Raw genomic sequence first — 25,881 nt, 5'->3', positions numbered from 1 at the left:
GGCTGCGGTTTAAGTAGAATTTTAGATGCATTCGCTAGGTTCTCACTCAAGGCGGGAAACAAACCAACACCGCCAAACGAAACAGTGAGGCAGTAACATGAACACCAAGATCAAGCCGCAGGCGGCTCCCGCCATCGATCCGCAGGAAGACGCGATCCGCAACCTCTACCTCGAATCCCTCCACCTCGTCGAACGCCTGCACCGCCGCCTGCTCGACGTCATCAAGGACGAGTTCGACCGCGCCGGCCGCTCCGACGTCAACGCCGTCCAGGCGCTCCTGCTCTTCAACATCGGCAACTCGGAACTGACGGCAGGGGAACTGCGCTCGCGCGGCTACTATCTCGGCTCGAACGTCTCCTACAACGTCAAGAAGCTGGTCGACCTCGGCTTCATCAACCACCAGCGCTCGCGCATCGACCGCCGTTCCGTCCGCATCTCGCTCACGGAAAGCGGCCAGGAAGTCGCCGAGACGGTCGCAGGCCTCTACGAGCGCCATATCGGCTCGATCCAGAAGGTCGGCGGCATCGGCGAGGGCGAGTTCAGCCAGATGAACAAGCTGCTCCAGCGCCTCGACCGCTTCTGGAACGACAGCATCCTCTATCGCCTGTAATTCCGGGCGTTTTCCCGACCTCCTCCAGAAAAGCCGGCCGCGTTCCCTGCGCGTCCGGCTTTCGGCGTTCTGACCCCGCCTCCCGGGCCCGAGACACGAATTGGCCATATTGCTGTGACACCCGGACCCTGGGCTTAAGGTATGCGCGGGCGGCGGGGCCGGTTTGCGTTTATTAACCCTGTTCGTGATAGCTGCATCGGGTAAGGACCCCTTGGTCGCCGTGCTGCATGCACCGCGCCGCCATAGCGGCGTTCAGGAGATGGTAGGATAGATGTCTCGCAAAACCGGAATTGATGTGTTCTCGCGCCGCGCGTTCCTGCGCTCTGCCGCAACCTTCGGCGCTGCCGCCGTGGCCGGGCAGGCCTTCGCGCAGTCGACACTCGACGACATTCTCAACGCTCCGCGCCGCGGCAACTGGGACGACCAGTTCGACGCCAAGGCCTCGCGCGCCGCCGCCGCCGTCAGCTCCAACAATCCCACCCTCGGCGCCGGCGCCGTCCCGAACATCCAGCAGGCGATCGCCGATTACCAGCAGATCGTCTCCGCCGGCGGCTGGCCGCAGGTCGGCTCGGAGCAGAAGCTGCGGATCGGCGTGGTCGATCCGGGCGTGCAGGCGCTGCGCCAGCGCCTGATGATCTCCGGCGACCTTGCGCGCTCGGCCGGCATTTCCGATTCCTTCGATTCCTACGTCGATGGCGCCGTGAAGCGCTTCCAGGCCCGCCACGGCCTGCCGCAGGACGGCGTGCTCGGCGAATACACGCTGAAGGCCATGAACGTGCCCGCCACCACGCGCCTCAGCCAGCTCAACACCAACCTGGTGCGCCTGCAGACCATGTCCGGCGATCTCGGCCAGCGCTACGTGATGGTGAACATCCCGGCCGCCTCCGTCGAGGCCGTGGAGGACGGGCGCGTCGCGTTGCACCACGTCGCCGTCGTCGGCCGCAGCAGCCGCCCGACGCATATCCTCAATTCCAAGATCTACGAGGTCATCCTCAATCCCTACTGGACCGCGCCGCGCTCGATCGTCGAGAAGGACATCGTGCCGCTGATGCGCAAGGACCCGACCTACCTTACGCGCAACAATATCCGTCTTCTCGACGGCAACGGCCAGGAAGTGGCGCCGGAGACGGTGGACTGGTTCGCCGACAAGGCGCCGAACCTGATGTTCCGCCAGGACCCCGGCAAGATCAACGCCATGGCCTCGACGAAGATCAACTTCTACAACCAGAACAACGAATACATGCACGACACGCCCCAGCAGGGCCTGTTCAACAAGCTGATGCGCTTCGAATCGTCCGGCTGCGTGCGCGTGCAGAACGTGCGCGACCTGGTGACCTGGCTCCTGCGCGACACGCCCGGCTGGTCGCGCCAGCAGATCGAGAAGGTGATCGGCGAGCGTGTCAACACGCCGATCAAGCTGGCCGTCGAGGTCCCGGTCTATTTCGTCTACATCTCCGCCTGGTCGGCCCGCGACCGTATCGTCCAGTTCCGCGACGACATCTACGGCATGGACGGCGCCACGGAACTCGCGCTCCAGACCGGCTACGGCATGGAAAAGCCCGCCGGCTCCCCGGACGAAGACCTGCTGCCGCAATAAGACACGCCGCAAGACGACTTCCCGAGGCCGCGCTTTCGCAAACGAGAGCGCGGTCTTTTGCTTTGCTCGCCCGCGGGCAGCGGCCATGTCGTTTTTATCCCATAAGCTGCGCGGAAATGGCGCAAACCGTGGAGCGGATATTGCCCTTGCCATGCGAGGACGATAAACACCGTGCCACCAGCCCTAAGGAGCCTCGAGGATGAGCCAGTCTTCCGCCACCGACGTTTTCTTCACGCGTTCCCTTGCCGATACCGATCCGGAGATTTTCGGCTCGATCCAGAAGGAACTCGGTCGCCAGCGCCATGAGATCGAGCTGATCGCCTCGGAGAACATCGTCTCGCGCGCCGTGCTCGAAGCCCAGGGCTCGATCATGACGAACAAGTACGCCGAAGGCTATCCGGGCAAGCGCTACTACGGCGGCTGCCAGTTCGTCGACATCGCGGAAGAGCTCGCCATCGAGCGCGCCAAGAAGCTGTTCGGCGTCAACTTCGCCAACGTGCAGCCGAACTCCGGCTCGCAGATGAACCAGGCCGTCTTCCTCGCGCTGCTCCAGCCGGGCGACACCTTCATGGGCCTCGACCTCAACTCGGGCGGCCACCTGACGCACGGCTCGCCGGTCAACATGTCCGGCAAATGGTTCAACGTCGTCTCCTACGGCGTGCGTGAGGGCGACCACCTGCTCGACATGGACGACGTTGCCGAGAAGGCCCGCAAGAACAAGCCGAAGCTCATCATCGCCGGCGGCACGGCCTATTCGCGCATCTGGGACTGGAAGCGCTTCCGCGAGATCGCCGACGAAGTCGGCGCCTATCTCATGGTCGACATGGCCCACATCGCCGGCCTCGTCGCCGGTGGCCAGCATCCCTCGCCGTTCCCGCATTGCCACGTCGCCACGACCACCACGCACAAGTCGCTCCGCGGCCCGCGCGGCGGCGTCGTGCTGACGAACGACGAGGACATCGCCAAGAAGATCAACTCGGCCGTCTTCCCCGGCCTGCAGGGCGGTCCGCTGATGCACATCATCGCCGCCAAGGCCGTCGCCTTCGGCGAGGCGCTGCAGCCGGAATTCAAGGACTACGCCGCGCAGATCGTCAAGAACGCCAAGGCGCTCGCCGAGACGCTGAAGGCCGGCGGCCTCGACATCGTTTCGGGCGGCACGGACAACCACCTGATGCTGGTGGACCTGCGCAAGAAGAACGCGACCGGCAAGCGTGCGGAAGCCGCCCTCGGCCGCGCCTACATCACCTGCAACAAGAACGGCATCCCGTTCGACCCCGAAAAGCCCTTCGTCACCTCGGGCGTCCGCCTCGGCACGCCGGCCGGCACGACCCGCGGCTTCAAGGAAGCCGAGTTCAAGGAAATCGGCAACCTGATCGTCGAGGTCCTCGATGGCCTGAAGGTCGCCAACTCCGACGAGGGTAACGCGGCCGTGGAAGCGGGCGTGCGGGAAAAGGTCGTCGCGCTGACGGGCCGCTTCCCGATGTACCCCTATATGTAAGGAAAACCGATGCGCTGCCCCTATTGCGGTTCGGAAGATACGCAGGTGAAGGATTCCCGTCCGGCAGAGGACGGGGCCGCCATTCGCCGCCGGCGCATCTGCCCGGATTGCGGCGGTCGGTTCACGACCTTCGAACGGGTGCAGCTCCGCGAGTTGATGGTTGTCAAGAAGACGGGCCGAAAGGCTCCCTTCGACCGCGACAAGCTCCTGAAATCCTTCGAGATCGCGCTTCGCAAGCGGCCCGTCGACCGCGACCGCATCGAGCGCGCGGTCTCAGGGATCGTCCGCCGGCTCGAAAGCTCCGGCGAGACGGAGATCGCTTCCGAGGAAATCGGCCTCCAGGTGCTGGAGGCGCTGAAGGCGCTGGATGACGTGGGCTTTGTGCGCTACGCCTCGGTCTACCGCGACTTCTCCCATGTCGACGACTTCGAGAAGATCCTTTCGGAAGTCGCCGCCAAGATCGCCCGCGATCCGGGCGCGGATAGTTGAGGATGTCCGCCGTCGTGCCGGACGACGAGCGCTTCATGGCGGCGGCGATCCGCCTCAGCCGCCGCAATCTCGGTCTTACAGCCACCAATCCTTCCGTCGCCTGCCTGATCGTCAGGGACGGCGTGGTCGTCGGCTCGGCCGTCACCGCGCCGGGCGGCCGGCCGCATGCGGAAACGCAGGCGCTGGCCATGGCCGGCGAGGCGGCACGCGGGGCGACGGCCTATGTCACCCTCGAGCCCTGCTCGCACCACGGCAAGACGCCGCCCTGCGCCGACGCGCTGATTTCCTCCGGCGTTGCGCGCGTCGTCGTCTCGGTCACCGATCCGGACGAGCGCGTGGCGGGCAGGGGGCTTTCCATGCTGCGCGATGCCGGCATCGCGGTCGAGACGGGCGTTCTGGAGGCGGAAGGCCGCGCGGCGCTTGCCGCCTACCTGACGCGCCAGACGAAGAAGCGGCCGCATGTGACTCTCAAGCTTGCCGTTTCGAGCGACGGCATGCTCGGCCGGCTGGGCGAGGGGCAGGTGGCGATTACCGGCCCGGTCTCGCGCGGGCAGGTGCATGTCGCGCGCGCCGAGACGGACGCGATCCTCATCGGCATCGGCACGGCGCTCGCCGACGATCCGGAGCTCACCTGCCGCCTGCCGGGACTGGAAAGCCGCTCGCCGGTGCGCATCGTGCTCGACCCGCGGGTGGAATTACCGTCGGCGTCGAACCTGGCCCGGTCGGCGCGGGACGTGCCGGTGATCGTGGTGGCGGCGCGGGAGGGGGAGGCGGATGTGCCCGGAACACCCCCCTCTGGCCTGCCGGCCATCTCCCTCTCAAGGGGGGAGATTGGCTGGGAGTCATCGTTTTCCTCTTCAGAAAACGAAGAATCTGCCGCACCGCGGAGCGATGGGAAGGAAACCATCTCTCCATCGATCTCCCCCCTTGAGGGGGAGATGGCCGGCAGGCCAGAGGGGGATAACCCGGCCGCCGTGCCCGGCGACTGGCGTGCCCGCGCCGCCGCGCTGGAGGCCCTGGGCGTCGAGGTGCTGATCTGCGATCCGCGCCGGCTCGACGATCTTCTCGCGGCGCTGGCGACGCGCGGTATTTCCTCGCTGCTGGTGGAAGGCGGGGCGCGGACGGCGCGGTCCTTCCTCGACGCCGGCCTTGTCGACCGGATAATGCTGTTCACCGGCCCGAAGGCCATTGGCAAGGGCGGGATCGCATCCCCATGTGTGTCCGGGCGGATGCCGCAGGGCTTTGCGCTTCGCCATACGGCGCGCTACGGCGCGGATATTTTCGAAGAATACGAAAGAGACGAGTGATGTTCACCGGCATTGTCACGGATATCGGAACGGTCGAGAAGGTCGAGCCCATGAACGAGGGCGTGCGCCTGCGCGTGCGCACCAACTATGACCCCGCCACCATCGACATGGGCGCCTCCATCGCCCATTCCGGCACCTGCCTCACCGTCACGGCGCTGCCGGAGGCGGGCACGAACGCCCGCTGGTTCGAGGTCGAGGCCTGGGAAGAGGCCCTGCGGCTGACGACGATTTCCGGCTGGAAGGCGGGCACGAAGATCAATCTCGAGCGCTCGCTGAAGATCGGCGACGAACTTGGCGGCCACATCGTCTCCGGCCATGTCGACGGCAGGGCGGAAATCCTCTCCGTGGAGGCCGAGGGCGACGCCACCCGCTTCCGCATCCGCGCGCCGGAGGGCTTCGAGCGCTTCGTCGCGCCGAAGGGCTCCGTCGCGCTCGACGGCACCTCGCTCACCGTCAACGCGGTCGACGGCGCGGTCTTCGACGTGCTTCTCATCCGCCATACGCTGGAAGTCACCACCTGGGGCGAGCGCAGGGCGGGCGACTTCGTCAACTTCGAGGTCGACACCATGGCGCGCTATGCGGCGCGGCTGGCGGAGTTCCCTGCGCCCAAGGCGTGACGCGGGCGTGACAGGCGGGTGATACGCCTCGTATCGGCACAGGATCGGGCCGCTGGGCCCGGTCGATGGTAACGATATCGATACCTCTCCATCTCTAGGGTGCACCATCCGATGATTGGAGACCGTCCAGCATGACGCCTGACTACACGACCCTGCTTCTGGCGATAGGGCTGTCCGGTTTTTGTCTTTCGGCGACGCTCTTCGCCTCGTGGATGTCCGCGAGGGTCGAGCGCTTCCTGCTCTCCTGGTCGCTCGGCATCGGCTGCATCGTGCCGGCCGTCATCGTCTACAGCCTTTATATCGAGGCCCCCGGCTTCCGCCTCGGCTGCCTTGCCTTCATGCTGCAGTTCCTCGGCTTCGCCTTCATCTATGGCGCGGCCTATCGGTTCCGCACCGGCCTGCGCGGGCGCCGGCGCGTGTTCCTCGTCTTCACGGCAAGCTCGGCCGTCGCCCTGCCGTGGCTTGCCGCCGGCTATGACGGTATCGCCTTCATCCTGCTCAACCTGCTGATCGCCGCCGCGCTTGCCGCGACGGCCTCGGAATACTGGCGAGGCCGGGCGGAAGCGCCCCTGCCGCTCACCGGCATCGTCATCCTCTACCTGCTGACCGCTCTGTCCTTCATCCTCTGCGCGGCCGCGCTCATTCATGACGGACGGGCGGTGCTCGGCCATGCGCCGCAGAACTGGGCGGAGACCCTGAACCTCGTCGTGGCGATCGTTGGCATCACCGGCATCGGCGCCATGTCGCTGGCGCTCAACCAGTGGCGTGTCGCCGCCAGCCACCAGCGCGCCGCCAATACGGACGCGCTGACGGGCCTCCTGAACCGCCGCGCCCTGTTCGACCGCTACGGAGAGCAGGCGATGAGCGACCAGACGGCGGCCATCGCCTTCGACCTCGATGCCTTCAAGTCCGTCAACGACCGCTACGGCCATGCCGCGGGCGATGCGGTGCTGAAGGTCTTCGCCGGGGTCGTGCGCGATGCCTGCGGCCATGCGGCCTGCATGGCGCGCCTCGACGGCGAGGAGTTCGTCGTCGTGCTGGACCGCACCCTGCCGGACCGCGCGCACCGCATCGCCGAGCGCATCCGCGCCGATTTCGCGGCAAAGCTCATTCCCGCCGGGGGCCGGTCGATCACCTGCACGGTCAGCGCCGGCATCGCCTTCGGCAGCGCGGAGGGTGCGAGCTTCGATTGCCTCCTCAGCAATGCCGACAATGCGCTCTATCTGTCGAAACGCAACGGCCGCAACTGCGTCTCGCTCGCCGCCTGAGCCCTGAAATGGCCTCGTAAAACGGAAAAGGCTTGCCAAGCCCCGCCCGTCGTGGTTTGACCGCCGCCTTATCCCCCATGATGGCGGCACGCCTCCAATTTTCAGGTGATACATGGCCAACACCGACAATGCCCATCTCCTCATCGTGGAAGCCCGCTTCTACGACGACATGGCCGATGCGATGCTCGACGGCGCCAAGCACGCGCTCGATGCCGCCGGCGCCACCTACGACATCGTGACCGTCATGGGCGCGCTGGAAATCCCGGCCGCCATCTCCATGGCGCTCGACGGCATGGAAAACGGCGGCACCTGGTATGACGGCTTCGTCGCGCTCGGCATGGTCATCCGCGGCGAGACCTACCATTTCGACATCGTCGCCAACGAATCGAGCCGCGCGCTGATGGACCTCTCGGTCAGCGAGGCTCTGCCGATCGGCAACGGCATCCTGACGGTCGAGAACGACGAGCAGGGCTGGGCGCGCGCCCGCCGCTCGGAAGGCGACAAGGGCGGCTTCGCCGCGCGCGCGGCCCTCACCATGATCGGGCTGAAGAAGAAACTGGGCGGCGAACAGTGACCGACGAGAAGAACCAGCAGCCGGTCAAGCCGGCCAACCAGCGCGGCGCGGCGCGCCTCGCCGCCGTGCAGGCGCTCTACCAGATGGATATCGGCGGCACCGGCGTGCTGGAGATCGTCGCCGAATACGAGGCGCACCGCCTCGGCCAGGAACTCGACGGCGACACCTATCTCAAGGCGGACCCCTCGTGGTTCCGCTCGATCGTCTCGGGCGTCGTGCGCGACCAGCGCCTGCTCGACCCGATGATCGGTTCCGCGCTGCAGGACGACTGGGCGCTGTCCCGGCTCGATTCCACCGTGCGCGCCATCCTGCGCGCCGGCACCTTCGAGCTGCGCGAGCGCAAGGATGTTCCGGTCGCCGTGATCGTCACGGAATATGTCGAGATCGCCAAGGCGTTCTTCGAGGACGAGGAGCCGAAGCTGGTGAACGCGGTGCTCGACCGCATCGCCAGGCAGGTCCGGCCCGACACCCGCAAGTAAACGGTAGGCGCGATGAGCACGGGAACGGTCGAAGGTCTTGAACGGGAGCTTTCGGCCGCGCGCCGGAACGTCTCCCTTTTGATGTTCGCGCAGGCGCTGCTCGGCTCCTCCGGTCCCATCGCGTTCTCCGTCGGCGGCCTTGCCGGCTACGACCTGCTCGGGCCGGACAAGTCGCTCGCCACCGCCCCGCTCACCGGCTTCAACATCGGCGTGGCGCTCGGCGCCGTGCTCGTCGCCATTGCCGCGCGCATGCTCGGGCGGGCCCATGGCTTCATCGTCGGCGCGCTCGTCGGGGCAGGAGGCGGGCTGCTCGCCGCCATCGCACTCTTCCGCAGCGATTTCTGGCTCTTTGCCGCCGGCTTCGTGCTGATCGGCATTTCGAGCGGCTTCGCGCAGAAGATCCGCTTCGCCGCAGCCGATGCCTCGCCCTCCTTCTACAAGCCGCGCGCCATTTCCTGGATCCTTGCCGGCGGCGTCATCTCGGCGGTGCTCGGCCCCCAGGTGGTGATCTTCACCAAGGACCTCTTCGAGCCGGTACTCTTCGCCGGCGCCTTCGTGGCGCTCGCCCCGCTCTCCCTTGCCGCCATCGTCCTCTTCCTCTTCCTGCGCCTGCCCGACCACAAGGCGGCCGGGATGGCCGGCGGCGAGGCCGTCCGTCCGCTGCGCGAGATCGTGCTGACGCAGCGCTTCCTGACGGGCATGTTCTGCGGCATCTCCTCCTATGCGCTGATGACCTTCATGATGACCGGCGCGCCGCTCGCCATGGTGATCGGCTGCGGCTTCTCGCCGGAAATGGCGACGCTCGGCATCCAGTGGCATGTGCTCGCCATGTTCGCCCCCAGCTTCGTCACCGGCATGCTGATCCAGCGCCTCGGCACGGAGAAGGTCGTCGCCGCCGGTCTCCTCATCCTCATGGGCTGCGCGGCCGTCGCCCATGCCGGCATCGCGCTCTGGAATTTCTGGGGCGCGCTCATCCTTCTCGGCATCGGCTGGAACTTCGGCTTCATCGGCGCCACCGCCATCGTCGCCTCCAGCTACCGCCCGCACGAGGCCGACAAGGTGCAGGGCTTCCACGACATCATCCTGTTCGGCGCCGTGGCGCTCGCCTCCTTCTCCTCCGGCAAGGTGTTCAACGCCTATGGCTGGCAGACCATCAACCTGGTGTTCTGGCCGATCACCGGCGTCAGCCTCGTTCTCGTCCTTCTGCTGCTTGTGCGCTCCCGCCGCGCGGCCGCCTGAAAAAAATCCGTTTCCCAGAAGCGCTTGCCGCGGTGCAGCGGCTTGACGCAACCGATTCGCAATCGCACTCTGGCCGCGCGCCGGCGCCCGGCTTGTGAGGAGGCAAACGGGAGCGGACGCGTATCGGCTGCGGGGAGAGGACCCTGCGGCCTCCAAGGAGGACAGAGCGAAATGACCATATTGTTTGGCGTTGTCGCATGCGGGTTGCTCTCGGTGGTCTATGCCATCTGGGCGACGCGGTCGGTGCTTGCCGCCGACCAGGGGAATGCCCGCATGCAGGAAATTGCAGGTTATATCCGGGAAGGGGCGCAGGCCTATCTCACCCGTCAGTACAGAACCATTGCCATCGTCGGGGTCGTCGTCTTCGTCGGCGCCTGGCTGCTGCTTTCCGCTACGGCTGCCGTCGGCTTCCTGATCGGCGCCGTGCTGTCGGGCGTTGCCGGCTTCATCGGCATGCATGTCTCCGTCCGCGCCAACGTGCGCACGGCGCAGGCCGCGTCCGTCAGCCTGTCCTCGGGTCTCGACATCGCCTTCAAGTCAGGCGCCATCACCGGCATGCTGGTGGCGGGCCTCGCCCTTCTCGGCGTCTCGATCTACTACTGGGTCCTCACCGGCCCGCTCGGCCACGAGCCGGCTTCCCGCGAGGTCATCGACGCGCTCGTCGCGCTCGGCTTCGGCGCCTCGCTGATCTCCATCTTCGCCCGCCTCGGCGGCGGCATCTTCACCAAGGGCGCGGACGTCGGCGGCGACCTCGTCGGCAAGGTGGAGGCCGGCATTCCGGAAGACGACCCGCGCAACCCGGCGACCATCGCCGACAACGTGGGCGACAATGTCGGCGACTGCGCCGGCATGGCGGCCGACCTCTTCGAGACCTATGCGGTGACGGTCGTCGCCACCATGGTTCTCGCGGCCATCTTCTTCGCCGGCACGCCGACCCTTGCCAGCGCGATGATCTATCCGCTGGCCATTTGCGGCGCCTGCATCATCACCTCGATCATCGGCACGTTCTTCGTCAAGCTCGGCGCGAACGGATCGATCATGGGCGCGCTCTACAAGGGCCTCATCGTCACGGGCGTGCTCTCCATCCTCGGCCTCGGCGCGGCGACGTCGCTCACCATCGGCTGGGATACGGTCGGCACGGTCGCCGGCAAGGAGATCACCGGCACGCACCTCTTCATCTGCGGCCTCGTCGGCCTCCTGGTGACGGCGCTCATCGTGGTGATCACCGAATACTATACCGGCACCAACAAGCGCCCGGTGAACTCCATCGCCCAGGCCTCCGTCACCGGCCACGGCACGAACGTCATCCAGGGCCTTGCCGTCTCGCTGGAATCGACGGCCCTGCCGGCGATCGTCATCGTCGGCGGCATCATCGCCACCTACCAGCTCGCCGGCCTCTTCGGCACCGGCATCGCCGTCACCGGCATGCTCGGCATTGCCGGCATGATCGTGGCGCTCGACGCCTTCGGCCCGGTGACGGACAATGCCGGCGGCATCGCCGAGATGTCCGGCCTCGACCCCGAGGTGCGCAAGTCCACCGACGCGCTCGACGCCGTCGGCAACACGACCAAGGCCGTCACCAAGGGCTATGCCATCGGCTCGGCCGGCCTCGGCGCGCTGGTGCTCTTCGCCGCCTATTCGAACGACCTTGCCTACTTCGCCGCCAATGGCGACAAGTATCCGTATTTCGTGGATATCGGCACGATCTCGTTCGACCTCTCCAACCCCTATGTCGTTGCCGGCCTCATCTTCGGCGGCCTCATCCCGTACCTCTTCGGCGGCATCGCGATGACGTCCGTCGGCCGTGCGGCGGGCTCGATCGTCGAGGAGGTGCGCAGGCAGTTCCGCGAGAAGCCCGGCATCATGGCCGGAACTGAGCGGCCGGACTACGGCCGCGCGGTCGACCTTCTCACCAAGGCAGCGATCCGGGAAATGGTCGTGCCCTCGCTGCTGCCGGTGCTGGCGCCGCTCGTCGTCTATTTCGGCGTGCTCGCCATTTCCGGCTCCAAGGCCTCGGCCTTCGCCGCGCTCGGCGCATCGCTGCTCGGCGTCATCGTCAACGGCCTCTTCGTGGCGATCTCCATGACCTCCGGCGGGGGCGCATGGGACAATGCGAAGAAGAGCTTCGAGGACGGCTTCGTCGACAAGGACGGCCAGCGGCACCTCAAGGGCTCGGAAGCCCACAAGGCCTCCGTCACCGGCGACACGGTCGGCGACCCCTACAAGGATACGGCAGGCCCCGCGGTGAACCCGGCGATCAAGATCACCAATATCGTCGCGCTGCTTCTGCTCGCCGTTCTCGCCTGAGCCTGACGGCACAAACAAAAACCGCGGGGAGCGATCCCCGCGGTTTCCTTTTGCCTTCTTGCGAAGGCGGCGATCAGTTGTTGCCGAAAACGTTCTTGATGACCGAGCCGGGGTTCGCGCCGCCGCGCAGCAACTGGCCGAGGAAGGTGGTTTCGGCGCCGCCCGTCGGCGTGACGCGCGAGATCATGTCGAAGACCTTGCCGTCCTGCAGCGTGTAATGGGCAAGCCGCGCCACGTTGCCGTCCTTGTCGAAATAGACGGCGAGCACGCTCTGCTCCACCAGCTTCGGCTTCATGAAGGCGACGGGGCGCTTGCGCTTCTGCGAGATGTAGTAGAACACTTCGTTGTCGAAGGTCGCGGTCGAGGACGGCGTGCCGAGCGAGAGCAGCACCTGTTCGCGCGAAGAACCGACCGGAGCGAGCGCCAGCGTTTCCTCGTCGACGACATAGCCCTGGTAGAGCACTTCGCTGGGGCCCTGGCAGGCTGCGAGCACGGATGCGGAGAGGGTGACGGCAACGGCGGCATTACGCAACAGCTTCATATTCACGGCATCTCTCTTCACAATATCCCCGGGACGATGATGGCTGCGCAGCCATTGCAATTCGTGCCTGCTTCGGTAAACCAGCTTCGAGCGTCATGCAACATGGCTTGCAATGGCTCCATGGTTTGAATCGGGCAAAACTAGGCTTTATGATGATTTTCGGCCTGTTCGGCAAAAAAAACGGCAACCGGCGCATCGTCGAAAAGCAGTACGCGACGCTTACAAAGGCGGCGCGCCACCCCTATCTCTATGAAGCGCTTGATGTTCCCGACACGGTGATGGGCCGTTTCGAGATGCTCTCGGCCATGCTGATCCTCTACTTCCGCCGCACGCGCGCCAGCGCCACGTCGGGCCAGGAGATCGCCCAGGAGATCATCGATGCCTTCTTCGAGGACGTGGACCACTCGATTCGCGAACTCGGCGTCGGCGATGTCGGCGTGCCCAAGCGCATGAAGAAATTCGCCGGCATGTTCTACGGCCGGCTGGAATCCTACGCGGCCGCGCTCGATGGCGGCGACCGCGAGGCGCTTGCCGGGGCGCTCCGGCGCAATATCCATCCGCAGGCGGGCGAGGGCGCGCCGTCGATGGAGGGCCTTGCCGCCTATCTCTTCACCGCCGAGAGGGCGATGGCCGAGGTGGGCGAGGACGAGGTGGCGGTCGGCGCGCTCGACGTCATCGCGCCCGGCCCGGCAGAACAGGCCGCCTGAGGCGGCGGAAGGCGAAAGATGAGACAAGACGACGACACGCCGTTCTCCTACCCGGTCAAGGTGGGGCACATCTCGGCCAATCCGGTCGAGGTGACGATCAGCGCCGACGCGCAGGAGCGTGCGGGGCTCGCCGAACTCTGGTCGGTGCTGGAGGTGAAGGCCCTTTCGGCGACCTTCGAGATCCGGCGCTGGAAGCGCGACGGCGTGCGCCTCAAGGGCCGCGTCACGGCGGATATCGTGCAGGCCTGCGTCGTCACGCTCGATCCCGTCTCGTCCCATATCGACGAGCCGGTCGAGGTCGTCTTCGTGCCGGAAGGCTCGAAGCTGGCGCGCATGGCGGTGACGAACGAGACCGGCGAAATGCTGCTAGACCCGGACGGCCCGGACGCGCCGGAAGTCTTCACGGGCGACACGATCGATGCCGGCGCGGTCGCCGCCGAGCATGCGGCGCTCGCCATAGATCCCTATCCGCGCAGGGCCGACGTCGCCTTTTCCGGCCATATCGAAAGCACCGAGGCGGACGACCGCAAGCCTTCGCCTTTCGCGGCTCTCAAGGACTGGAAAAAAGACTGAACGGCCTTTGAGGCGCCCGATAATTCAGTTGTGCCCCCGGCGAAAAGCGCTATTTTGGCGCAACCCCCGCCGCGGCGGCTCTTCTGCCGTTGGAAACAAGAATTAAGGCAAAGCACGCGTGGTCAGAATTTCCGTCGATGTCATGGGTGGCGATTTCGGCCCGAAGGTCGCCATCCCAGGCGCAGCCAAGGCTCTGGAGCGCCACCCCGAAGTCCGCTTTGCGCTTTATGGTAATGCCGCCGAATGCGAGCCGCTTCTGGCGCAGCATCCCAAGCTGAAGGCGGCCAGCACCTTCCATCACTGCGAGATCGCCGTCGCCATGGACGAGAAGCCCAGCCAGGCGCTGCGCCGCGGGCGGGGAAAATCCTCCATGTGGCTGGCGATCGAGGCGGTGGCGAAGGGCGAGGCGGATGTCGCCGTCTCAGCCGGCAATACCGGCGCGCTGATGGCCATGTCGAAGTTCTGCCTGCGCATGATGTCGAACATCGAGCGCCCGGCGATCGCCGGCATCTGGCCGACCCTCAGGGGTGAAAGCATCGTGCTCGATATCGGCGCGACCATCGGCGCCGACGCCAACCAGCTCTTCGATTTCGCCCTGATGGGCGGCGCCATGGCGCGCGCCCTCTTCGAGATCGACCGGCCGACGGTGGGCCTGCTCAATGTCGGCGTCGAGGAGATCAAGGGACAGGAAGAGGTCAAGGCCGCCGGCCAGCTCATCCGCGAGGCCAATTTCGACACGATCGAGTATTATGGCTTCGTCGAGGGCGACGATATCGGTCGCGGCACGGTGGACGTGGTGGTCACGGAAGGTTTTGCCGGCAACATTGCGCTGAAGGCGGCGGAGGGGACGGCGCGGCAGATCGCCGAGTACCTGCGCGCGGCCATGTCGCGCACCTGGCTCGCCAAGCTCGGCTACGTGCTCGCCAAGAGCGCCTTCGACCGGGTGCGCGAGAAGATGGATCCGCGCAAGGTCAACGGCGGCGTGTTCCTCGGCCTCAACGGCATCGTCATCAAGAGCCATGGCGGCACGGATGCCGAGGGCTTCGCCGCGGCGGTGGATGTCGGCTACGACATGGTCCGCAACGGCCTCAAGGACAAGATCGAAAGAGATTTGCAGAAGTATCACGCGGGCCGGCCTGTCGAAGGCGCGCAGGGCGTGAGCGACGAGGTATAGACAGAATGATTCGTTCAGTGGTCCGCGGTTTCGGGACGGCGCTTCCCAAGCGGGTGCTCACCAATGCCGAGCTGGAAAGCATGGTCGACACGTCCGACGAGTGGATCGTGCAGCGCACCGGCATCCGCCAGCGCTACATCGCCGGCGAGGGCGAGACGACCGCCTCGCTCGGCGAGGCCGCCGCGCGCGCCGCGCTCGACAAGGGCGGGCTGACGCCGGCCGACATCGACCTCATCATCGTCGCGACCTCCACGCCGGACAACACTTTCCCGGCCACCGCCGTCAACATCCAGAACCGCCTCGGCATGCACCACGGCTTCGCCTTCGACGTGCAGGCCGTCTGTTCCGGCTTCGTCTATGCGGTGGCGACGGCGGACGCCTATATCCGCGGCGGCCTTGCCAAACGCGTCCTCGTCATCGGCGCGGAGACCTTCTCGCGCATCCTCGACTGGACCGACCGCACGACCTGCGTGCTCTTCGGCGACGGCGCCGGCGCCATCGTGCTGGAAGGGCAGGAGGGCAGCGGCACCACCGCCGACCGCGGCGTGCTGACGGCGCAGCTGCGCTCCGACGGCGCGCACCGCGAGAAGCTCTATGTCGACGGCGGCCCGTCCACCACCGGCACCGTCGGGCACCTTCGCATGGAAGGCCGCGAGGTCTTCAAGCATGCCGTCGGCATGATCACGGACGTCATCGTCTCGGCCTTCGATGCGACGGGCTTTTCCGCCGACGACATCGACTGGCTGGTGCCGCACCAGGCCAACAAGCGCATCATCGACGGCTCCGCCAGGAAGCTCGGCATCCCGCTGGAGAAGGTCGTCGTCACCGTCGACCAGCACGGCAACACCTCGGCCGCCTCCATCCCGCTGGCGCTTGCCGCGGCGGCTGCCGACGGCCGGATCAAGGAAGGCGACCTCGTCCTCCTGGAGGCCATGGGCGGCGGCTTCACCTGGGGCGCGGTGCTGCTTCGCTGGTAGGTGAACGGCGCGCCCGTCGCGCCGCTTGACCACGGGGGGCAAGGACAATACTCTTCCGCCACTTAACCATGCGCTTTCAATAAGAAATCGGTGAGGAACGATGAGCGGCAAAACGGTGACACGCGCAGATCTGGCCGAATCGGTTTTCCGGAAGGTCGGCCTTTCCAGGACCGAATCGGCAGAGCTCGTCGAGACCGTGATCGACGAGATCTGCAACGCCATCGTGCGCGGCGAGAGCGTGAAGCTCTCCTCCTTCGCCACGTTCCAGGTGCGCGACAAGAACGAGCGCATCGGCCGCAATCCCAAGACCGGCGAGGAAGTGCCGATCTCGCCCCGCCGCGTCATGACCTTCAAGGCCTCGAACGTTCTCAAGCAGCGCGTGCTGAAGGCCCATCTCGCGCGCAAGGCGAAACAGAAGCCGGCATCCCCCGCTTCCTGAGCGCTTCGGCCTGCCAAAGGCGAATCGATGCTTGAATATTGTTCGGCAACCCGCTGAAATGAATGCGATTCGGCGGCATTCGTGTCAGAATGCCGCCGCTGGCTTTTCATCGAGGGTAGAATGGACAAGAGTCCGGACGCGTTCCGCACCATCAGCGAAGTCGCAGACGATCTCGACCTGCCGCAGCATGTGCTGCGGTTCTGGGAGACGCGCTTCACGCAGATCAAGCCGATGAAGCGCGGCGGCGGCCGGCGCTACTATCGGCCGGAGGACGTCGACCTCCTCAAGGGCATCCGCCATCTCCTCTACGATCACGGCTATACGATCAAGGGCGTGCAGAAGCTGCTCAAGGTCAACGGCAACAAGTTCGTCGCCGCCATCGCGAGCGGCGACCTTGCGACCGTCGAGGCGCTGGCGGCCGCAAGCCACGAGGAGCCGCCGCCGCCCAAGGCCGGCAGCGACGAGGACCAGATCGTCGGCCGCGCCAAGGCGCCCGCCAGCCGCCGTTTCTTCTCCTTCGTTGGCGGCACGGACGAGGCGCCGGAAATCTCCATCGGCAAGACGAGCGTCGGCAAGGAGGACCGCGCCCTCCTGCAGGAGGCCCTTTACGATCTCCTCGAATGCAAGCGCCTGCTCGATCAGGTGCGGTAGGCGGCACTATCCCCAGGGGCGGGCGAAAACACCGTATTTGTTCCCGCCCGCCGATTTTTTGGCTTGCATCCAAGTGTCCGAGACTATAGGGGTTTGCGCGGTCCGGAATGTAGCGCAGCCCGGTAGCGCACTTGACTGGGGGTCAAGGGGTCGTGGGTTCGAATCCCGCCATTCCGACCATTTTCTCTTCACCCGCCGAATGCCCGCCCGGTTCCGTCATGGAACTTTGGGGCGGTTTTTGCGTTTCCTCCCGCCGGCCATTTGGGGCGGCGGCATCCCAACGTGAGGAGACGGGAATGGAAGACGCAGGTATCGGCTGGATCGCAGCCATCATCATCGGGGGCATCGCCGGCTGGCTCGCCGAAATGTTCATGAAAAGCAACATGGGCGTGCTGATGAACATCGTGCTCGGCATCGTCGGCGCAGCGGTGGCGAACATTCTGCTGGGGCTGATCGGCGTCTCGCTCGGCGGCTGGCTCGGCTATCTGGTGGCCGGCTTCATCGGCGCCTGCATCCTCATCGCGATCGGACGGGCGATCCGGCGATAGCATCGCCGGCATGGACTGTTTCAGGCCGCTTCCCCTTGGGGGGAGGCGGCCTTTACGCGATGAGGCTCCGGTAGATCGCCTCGGTATCGCAGATCATGCGCTCGAGGCCGTAGTCCCGGCTGCGGGCGCGGGCGGCGTCGGCATGGCGGGCGAGCCGGTCCGGCTCGGCAAGGCGTAGCATCGCATCGGCCAGCGGCTGCGGGTCGTCGCTGTTTTCCAGCACCTCGCCGTTCTCGCCGTGCCTGAGCACCGTCGAGACGCCGCCGACATCGGTGAGGATCATCGGCTTTCCGGCGGCCGCCGCTTCCAGCATCACATAGGACATCGCCTCGTAGCGGCTCGGCATGACGAGCGCGTCGATGGCCGCCATGGCCTTCGCGCCGGTGAAGCCGGCCGTCAGGTGGATGCGCTCCGGATGGGCCGAGGCCGCGATCCGCGTGCGGACATCGCCTTCCGCCTCGCCCGAGCCGACCATCAGCAGATGGGCATCCGGCAGGCTGCGCGCCGCAAGGTCGAAGGCGGCAACGAGGCGCTCCGGCGCCTTCTGGTGACAGAGGCGGCCGACGAAGCCGAAGGTGAGGGCATCGGCCGGAATGCCGAGCGCATCGCGCACGGCCGCACGGCAATCGTCCGGCGGCGTCTCCACCCCGTTGATGACGATGGAAAGTTTGCGGCGCGGCACGCCGAGCGCGCGGGCATGGGCGTATTCGTCCGCCGACACGCAGATCAGCCGGTCGGTGAAGCCGCGCGCGAGCAGTTTCTCGATCGAGCCGTAGACCTTTTTGCCGAGATTGCCGAGGCCGGGATCCATGGTGCGGAAGGCGTGCGGCGTATAGACCCGCGGCACATGCCGGCCGGGAAGATGAAGGCGCAGGAGCGCGCCCGCCTTGGAGCTGTGGCCGTGGACGACATCGAAGGGACCGGCCTGCCGCATGAGGCCGCGCAGCGCCCGCCATGCGCCGAAATCCGAAGGGCCGGGCGAGCGCGCCATGGCGACGACATGAATGCCGGCAAGATCGAGGCTTCGCAGTTCCGCGACGAAGCGGTCCTCCGCGCGCACCGGCGAATAGACGGCGTGCACGACATGGCCGCGCGCCTGCAGGCCCCGGCACAGGTCGATGAAATGGCGGCCCGAGCCGCCGCCGCTCGGCTCCAGCACCTGCATCAGGCGGAGCGGTCGCTGGGTCCGTTCGGGCGTCTCGGTCATGACGGGCTCGCGGCCGGCGCTGCCTGCCGGTTGTAGCGGCGCTCCAGCGCAAGGCACCCCCAGACGATGCCGATCTGCAGATAGGCGTGCCGCCAGTGGTCGGTGTCGATGACGAAGCCGATGGCGGTGTGCCCGGCGACGCAGATGTAGGCGATCATCAGGTAGGGCTGCCAGGGGCGGTTGCGCAACAGAGCCTTGAAGCCGGCGCAAAGCGTCCAGACGATCAGGGCGAAATAGCAGGAGAAGCCGAGCCAGCCGTAGGTCGTCAGCGATTTCAGCCAGATATTGTGCTCGTCCTCCGGGAAGATGGTGCTGAAGACCATGGGGCCGATGCCGAGCGGCTTTTCCATCGCCATCAGGAAGCCGATGCGGTGGCGCTCGAAACGGCCGAGATGGCCGCCGTCATACTCCTGCACGAGCTGGGTGCGGTTGGAGAAGAGGTCGGAGACCTTGTCCGATTGCAGCGCGACGACGAGGGCAAGGACGAGGATGACGGCGGCGAGGAGGCTGAGGACGAGGATCTTCAGCCGGAAGGCGCCGGTGCGCTCCTTCAAAAGCATGACGAAGACGAGCGCCATCACGGAGAAGAGATAGAGCGCCCAGGCCGCGCGCGAGAAGGAGAGGAAGAGGCCGAGCGCCAGGATGAGGACGCCGGCGACCTTCAGCGGCGCGCCGGCAAGGCGCCCGGCCAGCAGCCCGTGCACCAGGTAGAGCGAGGGCGCGACGAGGAAGGGGCCGAAGACGTTCGGATCCTGGAACGCGCCCTTGGCGCGGTCGTAGAGCGTGAACACCTCCGAGCCCGGAAAGGCATGGAAATAGCCGAGGATGCCGAGGATGGAGGTGATGAGGGCGCTCGCCACCCAGGCGCGGAAGATGAGGTCGAGCCGCGCCGGCCGCGCTTCGACGATGGCGGCGAAGAAGACGCAGGAGAGCGCGAGGAAGGTCGAGACGGCGATGTACATCGGCCCGTCGGCAATATCGTCCATCACCGTCAGCGAGAGCATGCCGCCGAGATTGAAGAGAAGAAGCAGGATGAGGAGGGGCGCGACGCCCCGCGAGATGCGCAGGCCGACGATCGCCCACAGGCCGATGAGCGCGGCCATGAAGACTTCGTAGGGCGCGGGCTCGCTGATGACGAAGCCCGACAGGAACACGCCCACCGTCACCAGCGCCGAGCCGGCAACGCCGACGGCCGCAAGCTGCGGCCGGAACACCGGGGCGTGGGGGAGGGCCATGTCGCTCAATAGGCGTTTTCCGTGTTGAGCAGGCGGAACGGCGTCAGGAACAGGATCTTCAGGTCCAGCCAGAGCGACCAGTTCTCGATGTAGTAAAGGTCGAATTCCGTGCGGAAGCGGATCTTGTCGTCATGGTCGATCTCGCCGCGCCAGCCGTTGATCTGCGCCCAGCCGGTGACGCCCGGCTTGACGCGGTGGCGGGCGAAGTAGCCGTCGACCACGTCGACATACCTGCGGTCGTGGGTCTGTGCCTCGACGGCGTGCGGGCGCGGGCCGACGAGGGAAAGCTGGCCCTTCAGCACGTTGAAGATCTGCGGCAGCTCGTCGATGGAGGTCTTGCGGATGAAGCGGCCGACGGGGGTCACGCGCGGGTCGCCCTTCGTCACCGCGGCACGGGCCGTCGGGTCGGAAAGGTGCGTGTACATCGAGCGGAACTTGTAGACCTCGATGACCTCGTTGTTGAAGCCGTGGCGCTTCTGCTTGAAGATGACCGGCCCCGGCGAGGAGAGTTTCACCGCCGCCGCCGCGCCGAGCATGAGCGGCCAGAGCAGCACCAGCGCGACCACGCTGAAGAAGAGGTCGAAGATGCGCTTGGCGACATTGTCCCAGTCGGCGATCGGCTTGTCGAAGATGTCGAGCATCGGCAGGTTGCCGACCTGGGAATAGCTGCGCGGGCGGAAGCGCAGGCCCTTGGCATGGGCGGCAAGGCGGATGTCGACGGGCAGCACCCAGAGCTTCTTGAGCAGCGCCAGGATGCGTGCCTCGGCCGAGAGCGGCAGCGAGATGATCAGCATGTCGATGCGCGCGAGGCGGGCGAATTCCACGAGCTCGGCCACCGTGCCGAGCTTGGGATAGCCGGCGATGATCGAGGGCGAGCGGCGCTCGTCGCGGTCGTCGAAGATGCCGCAGATGCGGATGTCGTTTTCCGGCTGGTGCTCGAGCGAGCGGATGAGTTCCTTGGCGGGCTCGCCGCCGCCGACGATGACGGCGCGGCGCTCCATGGTGCCGTTGCGCGCCCAGCGGCGGATGGCATAGGCGATCACCTGCCGCTCGACGGCGAGGTAGACGGCGCCGACCGCGAACCACGAGGCGAACCAGACGCGGGAATATTCTCCGCCCGATTTGAAGAAGAAGAGGGCGAGCGCCATGGTGGCGAACGCGATCGCCCAGGCCGCGAGGATGCGCGGCGTCATGCGCAGCGGCGAGCGGAGCGCAGGGACCTGGTAGGCGTCGGCAAGCTGGAGCAGCAGCACGCCGATGGCCGCGCCGCCGACGAGCACGGCGACATAGAACACCGTGATCGCCATGCTGACGTAGAACACATGGATGCAATAGCCGATGGCCAGGAGCGCGGCGAATTCGGCAAGGCGCAGGAGGCCGGTGATCATCGCCGGCGAATAGCTGTCGTCGCGGAACTGCTGGGCGATCTTGCGGGCAAGCGGGTTGAGCGCGGCCACCTTCTCGCCGTTGGCGTTGTCCGGCGGGGATTCGGCCGAGATCGTCCGGATTTCCGAGGCCTTGCGCCTCAGGGCTTCCGGATCGAAGGACTCGTGCTTGTCGACATGGTTCATGGCAGGCCTCTGCAGGAGGTTTCTGCCGGAGATAGCATGAAGGCCCTAAGAAACGTTTACGTAGCGGGAGGAGCGAGCTTTACCGGGCGTGCCGTTTTCCGCCATCCTGGCCGGCGAGGATGTCGCGGTAGAGGCCAAGGAGCGCGCTCGACATGGCGGAGGCCGAGAAGGCCTGCTTGAAGGCGGCGGGCTCCGGCATCGCCTTGCCGAACCAGTTATGGTCGCTGATAGCCTCGGCCATGACGGCGGCGAGCGACTGTGCATCGCCCGGCTCGGTCAGCGCGATGCTGCCGGGGCCGAGCACTTCGGGAATGCCGCCGACGCGGCTGGCGATGACCGGCTTGCGCGCGGCGAGTGCTTCCAGGACGATATAGGGCATCGCCTCGGCGCGCGAGGGCACCACGACGTTGCGGGTGAGGGCGAAGGCCTCCCGCGCCTTCATGGCGGGCAGCAGGCCGATGCGGCGGGCGAGCCCGCGCTGGAGCATCATCTGCGCGTATTTCTCCCTGTCCGGCCCGTCGCCGACCATCAGCGCCGAGAGCGGGCGGCCGACGAGGCGCTCCGTGCGGGCGAAGGCGTCGACGAAGAGGTCCGGCCCCTTCAGGTCGCGCAGCATGCCGATATAGAGGAAGTCGACGGCATCCTCGCGCGGATGGACGGTCTCGAAGTCGCGATCGTGGATGCCGTTGTAGATGCGCTCGGCGCGCACGCGCGGCTTGCCGACCCGGGCCTCGTAGACGTCGCGCTCGTAGTCGCAGACGAAGGTGAGCCCGTCGCCGAGCGGTTCGAGCAGCCGTTCGGCGGTCAGGATCGCAAGACCCGACGCGGTGTTGCGCCTGTAGTGCAGGCTGCCGCCGTGCGGCGAATAGAGGCGGGCTACGCGATACCTGTTGACCCGCAGGGCTGAGCCGATGAGCCGGGCGATGGCGCCACCCTTGGCGCCGTGCCCGTGCAGCACGTCCGGCCGCAAACCTTTTATTTCACGATAGCTTTCCCGGAAGGCGAAGAGGTCGCGCGGGCTGATCGACCGGCTGATCGGCAGGCGCACGAGGCCGAGCGAGAGATAGGGGCGGATCTCGTCGAAGAGCGAATCCTCGAAGGCGCTGCCCGTGAGGCTGTCGCAGATGATGCCGATGTCATGGCCGGCCTTGGCATGGAATTCGGCAAGGTCGCGCACATGGCGGAAAATCCCGCCGATGGGCGACCGGAAGCAGTGAATGATGCGCAGAGGCCCATCGTCCGCCATGATGCTTAGAACAGCCGTTCGCGGACATAGATCGTGTCGCCGGCCAGCACCGGATCGGAGATGGAGACGCGGCCGGTGATGATCTTGCCGTTGATCTTGCGGGTGACGTCGACGTCGCGCTGGTTGGCGCGCGGCGAGAAGCCGCCGGCTACCGCAATGGCGTTCTGGATCGTCATGCCGGCGACATAGCTGTACTGCCCGGCCTGGCCGACCTCGCCCATGATGTAGATCGAGCGGTAGCGGTCGACCTCGATGGAGACGTCCGGATCGCGAAGGTAGCCTTGGCGCAGCTTCGCCGCGATGATGCTTTCGAGCTCCTGGATCGACTTGCCGCGCGCCGGCACGGGGCCGATGAGCGGGAAGGCGATGTATCCCGCCTGGTCGATGGTGTAGGTGTTGCTGAGGCCGGTCTGCTCGAAGACGGTGATGCGCAGGCGATCGCCGCTATCGAGCCGGTAGGGCTGGATGGTCGCCTCGTGGAAGGCCTTTGGGGCAGGGCGGTAGCCGCTGCAGCCCGAAACCGCCAGCACGACGAGCGCCAGCGCGAGCAGTAAGCCCTTGTTGATCGATGCGAATGTCATTCGCTGTCCAATCCCGCAAATCAGATGTGTGGGCCTGTTATCGATCCGTTAGGGTTAATGGCTGGTAAAGGGCCCTTGCTGCCGGCGGCGGTTTTCTCTTCAAGAGCGCATGTATTTAGAAAGACAACCGAAAGTGATTAACGCTTGGGTTACCATCTTTGTTTACCTTGCGGGGAAATCATCGTGTTTGGAGCAGGGATATGTCGGGCGTTCACGGGAGCCAGCAGGATGTCGATATCGACCTTGGCGGTCTGTTCGGCGCGATCTGGCGCAGGCGCATGCGTGTCCTCATGGCGACGGTCGCCTGCGCGGGCGTCGCCTTCGTGGCGGCGAACCTGATCACGCCGAAATACAAGGGCGAGGCGCGCCTTCTCATCGAGACGCGCGAGCCGGCCTTCACGACAGGGCAGGACCGCACCCAGGACCGCGAACGGCCGGCCCTCGACGAACTGGGCATCGCCAGCCAGGTCCAGCTCCTGAAGTCCGCCGACCTCATCAAGCAGGTCGCCCGCAACATGAAGCTCTATGAGCTTGAGGAATTCGACCCGACCGCCAAGCCCTCCGCGATCTCCGACCTCCTCGTCCTCCTCGGCCTCAAGAAGAACCCGCTGGAGCTGCCGCCGGAAGAGCGCGTGCTGAAGGAGTTCAACGACAAGCTGGTCGTCTACCAGGTGGAGAAGTCGCGCGTCATCGGCATCGAGTTCAGCTCGAAGGACCCGCGGCTTGCCGCCGACATCCCGAACGAGATGGCCAAGGTCTACCTTTCCCTGCAGAGCGGCGCCAAGCTCGACACCAATTCGGAGGCGACGCGCTGGCTGGAGCCGGAAATCGCCAACCTGCGCGAGAAGGTGCGCGAGGCCGAGCAGAAGGTCGCCGAATACCGCTCGCAATCCGATCTCCTGCCGACCGGCGACAATTCCACCTTCGCCGTGCGCCAGCTCAACGATATCTCGACCGAACTGGCGCGGGTTCGCGGCGAGCGCGCCAGCGCGGAAGCGCGCGCGGAGAGCGTACGCACCGTGCTGAAGAGCGGCGGGGCACCCGATACCCTTCCGGCCGTCGTCGATTCCCAGATGATCCAGCGCCTCAAGGAAAACGAGGCGCAGATCCAGTCGCAGATATCGGACCTTTCGACATCGCTGCTCGAAGGCCATCCGCGGTTGAAGGGCCTGCGCTCGCAGCTCGCCGGCATCCGCACGCAGATCAAGACGGAAACGCAGAAGATCCTGACGAGCCTGGAGACCGAGGCAAAGACCGCGCAGTTTCGCGAGAAACAGCTCGTCCAGCAGCTCAACACGCTGAAGGCGGACACGGCGCGCGCGGGCGAGGACGAGGTGGGCCTCAAGGCGCTGGAGCGCGAGGCGGCCGCCCAGCGCCAGCTTCTCGAAACCTATCTTGCCCGCTACCGCGAGGCGACCTCGCGCACCAGCAGCGGCGCGACGCCGGCCGATGCCCGCGTCATTTCCGCCGCCGTCGAGCCCACGGAGGTCTCCTTCCCGAAGGTCATGCCGATCACCATCGTCGGCGGCGTCGCGGGCTTCGTCCTCAGCGCCATCGCCATCCTGCTGGCCGAGCTCTTCAGCGGCCGCGCCCTGAGGCCGGTCGGCGGCGTTGCGGCCGTGCAAGGCCGCCGCGAGGAAGACGGGACCGAGGAGGAAATCGAGCCCGCCGTGACGGTCGAGGGGCCGGTCCTCATCCGCAAGCCTGCGGTTCGCGAGAACCTTGCGAGCGTTCGCGACGTGCCCGCACCGGCGCGCTCCCTCCTTGCCGATGTCGGCCCGGAAGAGGACCTGGAAGAGGAAGAGGCGGAAGCATCCGAGGCATCGCCCGCCTCCGCCCTCGGCGACGAGGACAATTTCTCGGTCGCCGCGGTCGCCCGGCACATGATCGACAACGATATCGCCATCGCTGTTTCCGTCTCGCCCTCCGGCGACCGCGGTTCCACGGCCACCGTGATGCTCGCCCGGCGGATCGCCGGGGACGAGCGCAAGACGCTGGTTATCGACCTGACCGGCTCGGCCTGCCCGACGCGGCTGATGGCGCAGTCGACCGACGTGCCCGGCATCACCGATCTTCTCGTCGGCGACGCCGCCTTCGGCGACATCATCCACGGCGACCGGCTCTCCGCCGCCCATATCATCCCGCGCGGCAATGCCGACATCAAGCGGGCCATGCGCGGTATCGACCGGCTCGCCATGGTGATCGGCTCGCTTTCCGACGCCTACGACACCGTGATCGTGGAATGCGGCCCGGCGGACGTGGAGGGCGTGCGCCGCCTGACCCGCGGGCAGGAGACCAATATCATCCTCTCCATCCCCGGTGCCGACGAGGACCGGATCGTCGACCTGATCGGCGCGTTCGGCGAGGCGGGCTACAGCGAGATCGTGCTGATGACGGGCGAGGCGGGCGAGCCGCCGCGCCGTCCCGGCCGCCACGCGGCCTGACG

At 66.4% G+C, this 25,881-nt stretch carries 25 protein-coding genes and 1 tRNA gene; 20 read left to right on the top strand and 6 right to left on the bottom strand.

Going from position 1 to position 25,881, the window contains the following annotated elements; all coding sequences use genetic code 11:
- Positions 1 to 97 precede the first annotated feature (97 nt).
- The 11 genes from ldtR (at position 98) to HNQ66_RS13000 (ending at position 11,985) form a co-directional block, all read left to right on the top strand.
- Positions 98 to 610, top strand: coding sequence for a transcriptional regulator LdtR (gene ldtR, locus HNQ66_RS13050; protein ID WP_184144596.1), 513 nt, complete (start codon positions 98 to 100; stop codon positions 608 to 610).
- 271 nt (positions 611 to 881) lie between these two features.
- Positions 882 to 2,207: a L,D-transpeptidase family protein gene (locus HNQ66_RS13045; protein ID WP_184144595.1), complete on the top strand. Its 1,326-nt coding sequence runs from the start codon at positions 882 to 884 to the stop codon at positions 2,205 to 2,207.
- Positions 2,208 to 2,406: 199 nt separating this feature from the next.
- Positions 2,407 to 3,705, top strand: a complete 1,299-nt coding sequence (glyA, locus tag HNQ66_RS13040; protein ID WP_184144594.1) for a serine hydroxymethyltransferase — start codon at positions 2,407 to 2,409, stop codon at positions 3,703 to 3,705.
- Positions 3,706 to 3,714: 9 nt separating this feature from the next.
- A complete protein-coding gene (gene nrdR / locus HNQ66_RS13035; RefSeq protein ID WP_184144593.1) occupies positions 3,715 to 4,194 on the top strand; it encodes a transcriptional regulator NrdR in 480 nt (159 codons plus the stop codon).
- Between the two features lie 2 nt (positions 4,195 to 4,196).
- Positions 4,197 to 5,501, top strand: coding sequence for a bifunctional diaminohydroxyphosphoribosylaminopyrimidine deaminase/5-amino-6-(5-phosphoribosylamino)uracil reductase RibD (gene ribD, locus HNQ66_RS13030; RefSeq protein WP_184144592.1), 1,305 nt, complete (start codon positions 4,197 to 4,199; stop codon positions 5,499 to 5,501).
- Positions 5,501 to 6,118, top strand: a complete 618-nt coding sequence (locus HNQ66_RS13025; RefSeq protein WP_184144591.1) for a riboflavin synthase — start codon at positions 5,501 to 5,503, stop codon at positions 6,116 to 6,118. The genes ribD and HNQ66_RS13025 overlap by 1 nt, the downstream gene beginning before the upstream one ends.
- A gap of 131 nt (positions 6,119 to 6,249) precedes the next feature.
- Positions 6,250 to 7,386 (top strand): GGDEF domain-containing protein, encoded by a 1,137-nt coding sequence (locus HNQ66_RS13020; RefSeq protein WP_184144590.1) that lies wholly within the window; start codon positions 6,250 to 6,252, stop codon positions 7,384 to 7,386.
- Between the two features lie 112 nt (positions 7,387 to 7,498).
- Positions 7,499 to 7,960: a 6,7-dimethyl-8-ribityllumazine synthase gene (ribH, locus tag HNQ66_RS13015; protein ID WP_184144589.1), complete on the top strand. Its 462-nt coding sequence runs from the start codon at positions 7,499 to 7,501 to the stop codon at positions 7,958 to 7,960.
- Positions 7,957 to 8,439, top strand: a complete 483-nt coding sequence (gene nusB / locus HNQ66_RS13010) for a transcription antitermination factor NusB (RefSeq protein ID WP_184144588.1) — start codon at positions 7,957 to 7,959, stop codon at positions 8,437 to 8,439. Before ribH ends, nusB begins: the two co-directional genes overlap by 4 nt.
- Positions 8,440 to 8,451: 12 nt before the next feature.
- The gene (locus HNQ66_RS13005) at positions 8,452 to 9,678 is read left to right on the top strand and encodes an MFS transporter (RefSeq protein WP_184144587.1); all 1,227 of its coding nucleotides are present in this window, start codon (positions 8,452 to 8,454) and stop codon (positions 9,676 to 9,678) included.
- Positions 9,679 to 9,849: 171 nt separating this feature from the next.
- Positions 9,850 to 11,985 carry a sodium-translocating pyrophosphatase gene (locus tag HNQ66_RS13000; protein WP_184144586.1) on the top strand — a complete coding sequence of 712 codons (2,136 nt, stop codon included), beginning with the start codon at positions 9,850 to 9,852 and terminating at the stop codon, positions 11,983 to 11,985.
- 73 nt (positions 11,986 to 12,058) lie between these two features.
- On the opposite strand, the gene HNQ66_RS12995 is transcribed toward HNQ66_RS13000, so the two are convergent.
- The gene (locus tag HNQ66_RS12995) at positions 12,059 to 12,526 is read right to left on the bottom strand and encodes an outer membrane protein assembly factor BamE (RefSeq protein WP_184144751.1); all 468 of its coding nucleotides are present in this window, start codon (positions 12,524 to 12,526) and stop codon (positions 12,059 to 12,061) included.
- 152 nt (positions 12,527 to 12,678) lie between these two features.
- Here HNQ66_RS12995 and HNQ66_RS12990 point away from each other — a divergent pair, with 152 nt between their 5' ends.
- From HNQ66_RS12990 to HNQ66_RS12955, 8 genes are all read left to right on the top strand, one after another.
- On the top strand, positions 12,679 to 13,233 hold the full coding sequence (locus tag HNQ66_RS12990; RefSeq protein ID WP_246434299.1) for a ubiquinol-cytochrome C chaperone family protein: 555 nt from the start codon (positions 12,679 to 12,681) through the stop codon (positions 13,231 to 13,233).
- Between the two features lie 18 nt (positions 13,234 to 13,251).
- Positions 13,252 to 13,806 (top strand): YceD family protein, encoded by a 555-nt coding sequence (locus HNQ66_RS12985; protein WP_184144584.1) that lies wholly within the window; start codon positions 13,252 to 13,254, stop codon positions 13,804 to 13,806.
- A gap of 118 nt (positions 13,807 to 13,924) precedes the next feature.
- Positions 13,925 to 14,980, top strand: a complete 1,056-nt coding sequence (gene plsX, locus HNQ66_RS12980) for a phosphate acyltransferase PlsX (RefSeq protein WP_184144583.1) — start codon at positions 13,925 to 13,927, stop codon at positions 14,978 to 14,980.
- A gap of 5 nt (positions 14,981 to 14,985) precedes the next feature.
- Positions 14,986 to 15,957: a beta-ketoacyl-ACP synthase III gene (locus HNQ66_RS12975; protein ID WP_184144582.1), complete on the top strand. Its 972-nt coding sequence runs from the start codon at positions 14,986 to 14,988 to the stop codon at positions 15,955 to 15,957.
- Positions 15,958 to 16,057: 100 nt separating this feature from the next.
- On the top strand, positions 16,058 to 16,396 hold the full coding sequence (locus tag HNQ66_RS12970) for an integration host factor subunit alpha (protein WP_064329714.1): 339 nt from the start codon (positions 16,058 to 16,060) through the stop codon (positions 16,394 to 16,396).
- Positions 16,397 to 16,516: 120 nt separating this feature from the next.
- On the top strand, positions 16,517 to 17,047 hold the full coding sequence (locus HNQ66_RS12965) for a MerR family transcriptional regulator (protein ID WP_184144581.1): 531 nt from the start codon (positions 16,517 to 16,519) through the stop codon (positions 17,045 to 17,047).
- Positions 17,048 to 17,150: 103 nt separating this feature from the next.
- A tRNA-Pro gene (locus tag HNQ66_RS12960) sits at positions 17,151 to 17,227 on the top strand.
- Between the two features lie 116 nt (positions 17,228 to 17,343).
- Positions 17,344 to 17,595 carry a GlsB/YeaQ/YmgE family stress response membrane protein gene (locus HNQ66_RS12955; protein WP_184144580.1) on the top strand — a complete coding sequence of 84 codons (252 nt, stop codon included), beginning with the start codon at positions 17,344 to 17,346 and terminating at the stop codon, positions 17,593 to 17,595.
- Positions 17,596 to 17,647: 52 nt separating this feature from the next.
- Here the strand turns inward: HNQ66_RS12955 and HNQ66_RS12950 are convergent, their stop codons facing one another.
- From HNQ66_RS12950 to HNQ66_RS12930, 5 genes are all read right to left on the bottom strand, one after another.
- Entirely contained in the window at positions 17,648 to 18,802 is a 1,155-nt protein-coding gene (locus HNQ66_RS12950) for a glycosyltransferase (RefSeq protein WP_184144579.1), read from the bottom strand.
- Positions 18,799 to 20,037 carry an O-antigen ligase family protein gene (locus HNQ66_RS12945; protein ID WP_184144750.1) on the bottom strand — a complete coding sequence of 413 codons (1,239 nt, stop codon included), beginning with the start codon at positions 20,035 to 20,037 and terminating at the stop codon, positions 18,799 to 18,801. Before HNQ66_RS12945 ends, HNQ66_RS12950 begins: the two co-directional genes overlap by 4 nt.
- Positions 20,038 to 20,042: 5 nt before the next feature.
- Entirely contained in the window at positions 20,043 to 21,608 is a 1,566-nt protein-coding gene (locus HNQ66_RS12940) for an undecaprenyl-phosphate glucose phosphotransferase (protein ID WP_184144578.1), read from the bottom strand.
- Between the two features lie 79 nt (positions 21,609 to 21,687).
- Positions 21,688 to 22,854, bottom strand: coding sequence for a glycosyltransferase family 4 protein (locus tag HNQ66_RS12935; protein WP_184144577.1), 1,167 nt, complete (start codon positions 22,852 to 22,854; stop codon positions 21,688 to 21,690).
- Positions 22,855 to 22,859: 5 nt separating this feature from the next.
- Positions 22,860 to 23,435 carry a polysaccharide biosynthesis/export family protein gene (locus HNQ66_RS12930; RefSeq protein ID WP_184144576.1) on the bottom strand — a complete coding sequence of 192 codons (576 nt, stop codon included), beginning with the start codon at positions 23,433 to 23,435 and terminating at the stop codon, positions 22,860 to 22,862.
- Between the two features lie 200 nt (positions 23,436 to 23,635).
- Between HNQ66_RS12930 and HNQ66_RS12925 the strand changes: the two genes are divergently transcribed.
- Positions 23,636 to 25,879, top strand: a complete 2,244-nt coding sequence (locus HNQ66_RS12925) for a GumC family protein (protein ID WP_184144575.1) — start codon at positions 23,636 to 23,638, stop codon at positions 25,877 to 25,879.
- The last annotated feature ends 2 nt before the right edge of the window (positions 25,880 to 25,881 follow it).

Origin of the sequence: Shinella fusca (assembly GCF_014203155.1) — a bacterium.
GTDB classification, from domain to species: Bacteria; Pseudomonadota; Alphaproteobacteria; order Rhizobiales; family Rhizobiaceae; genus Shinella; species Shinella fusca.
This window is presented reverse-complemented; position numbering and strand designations above follow the sequence as displayed.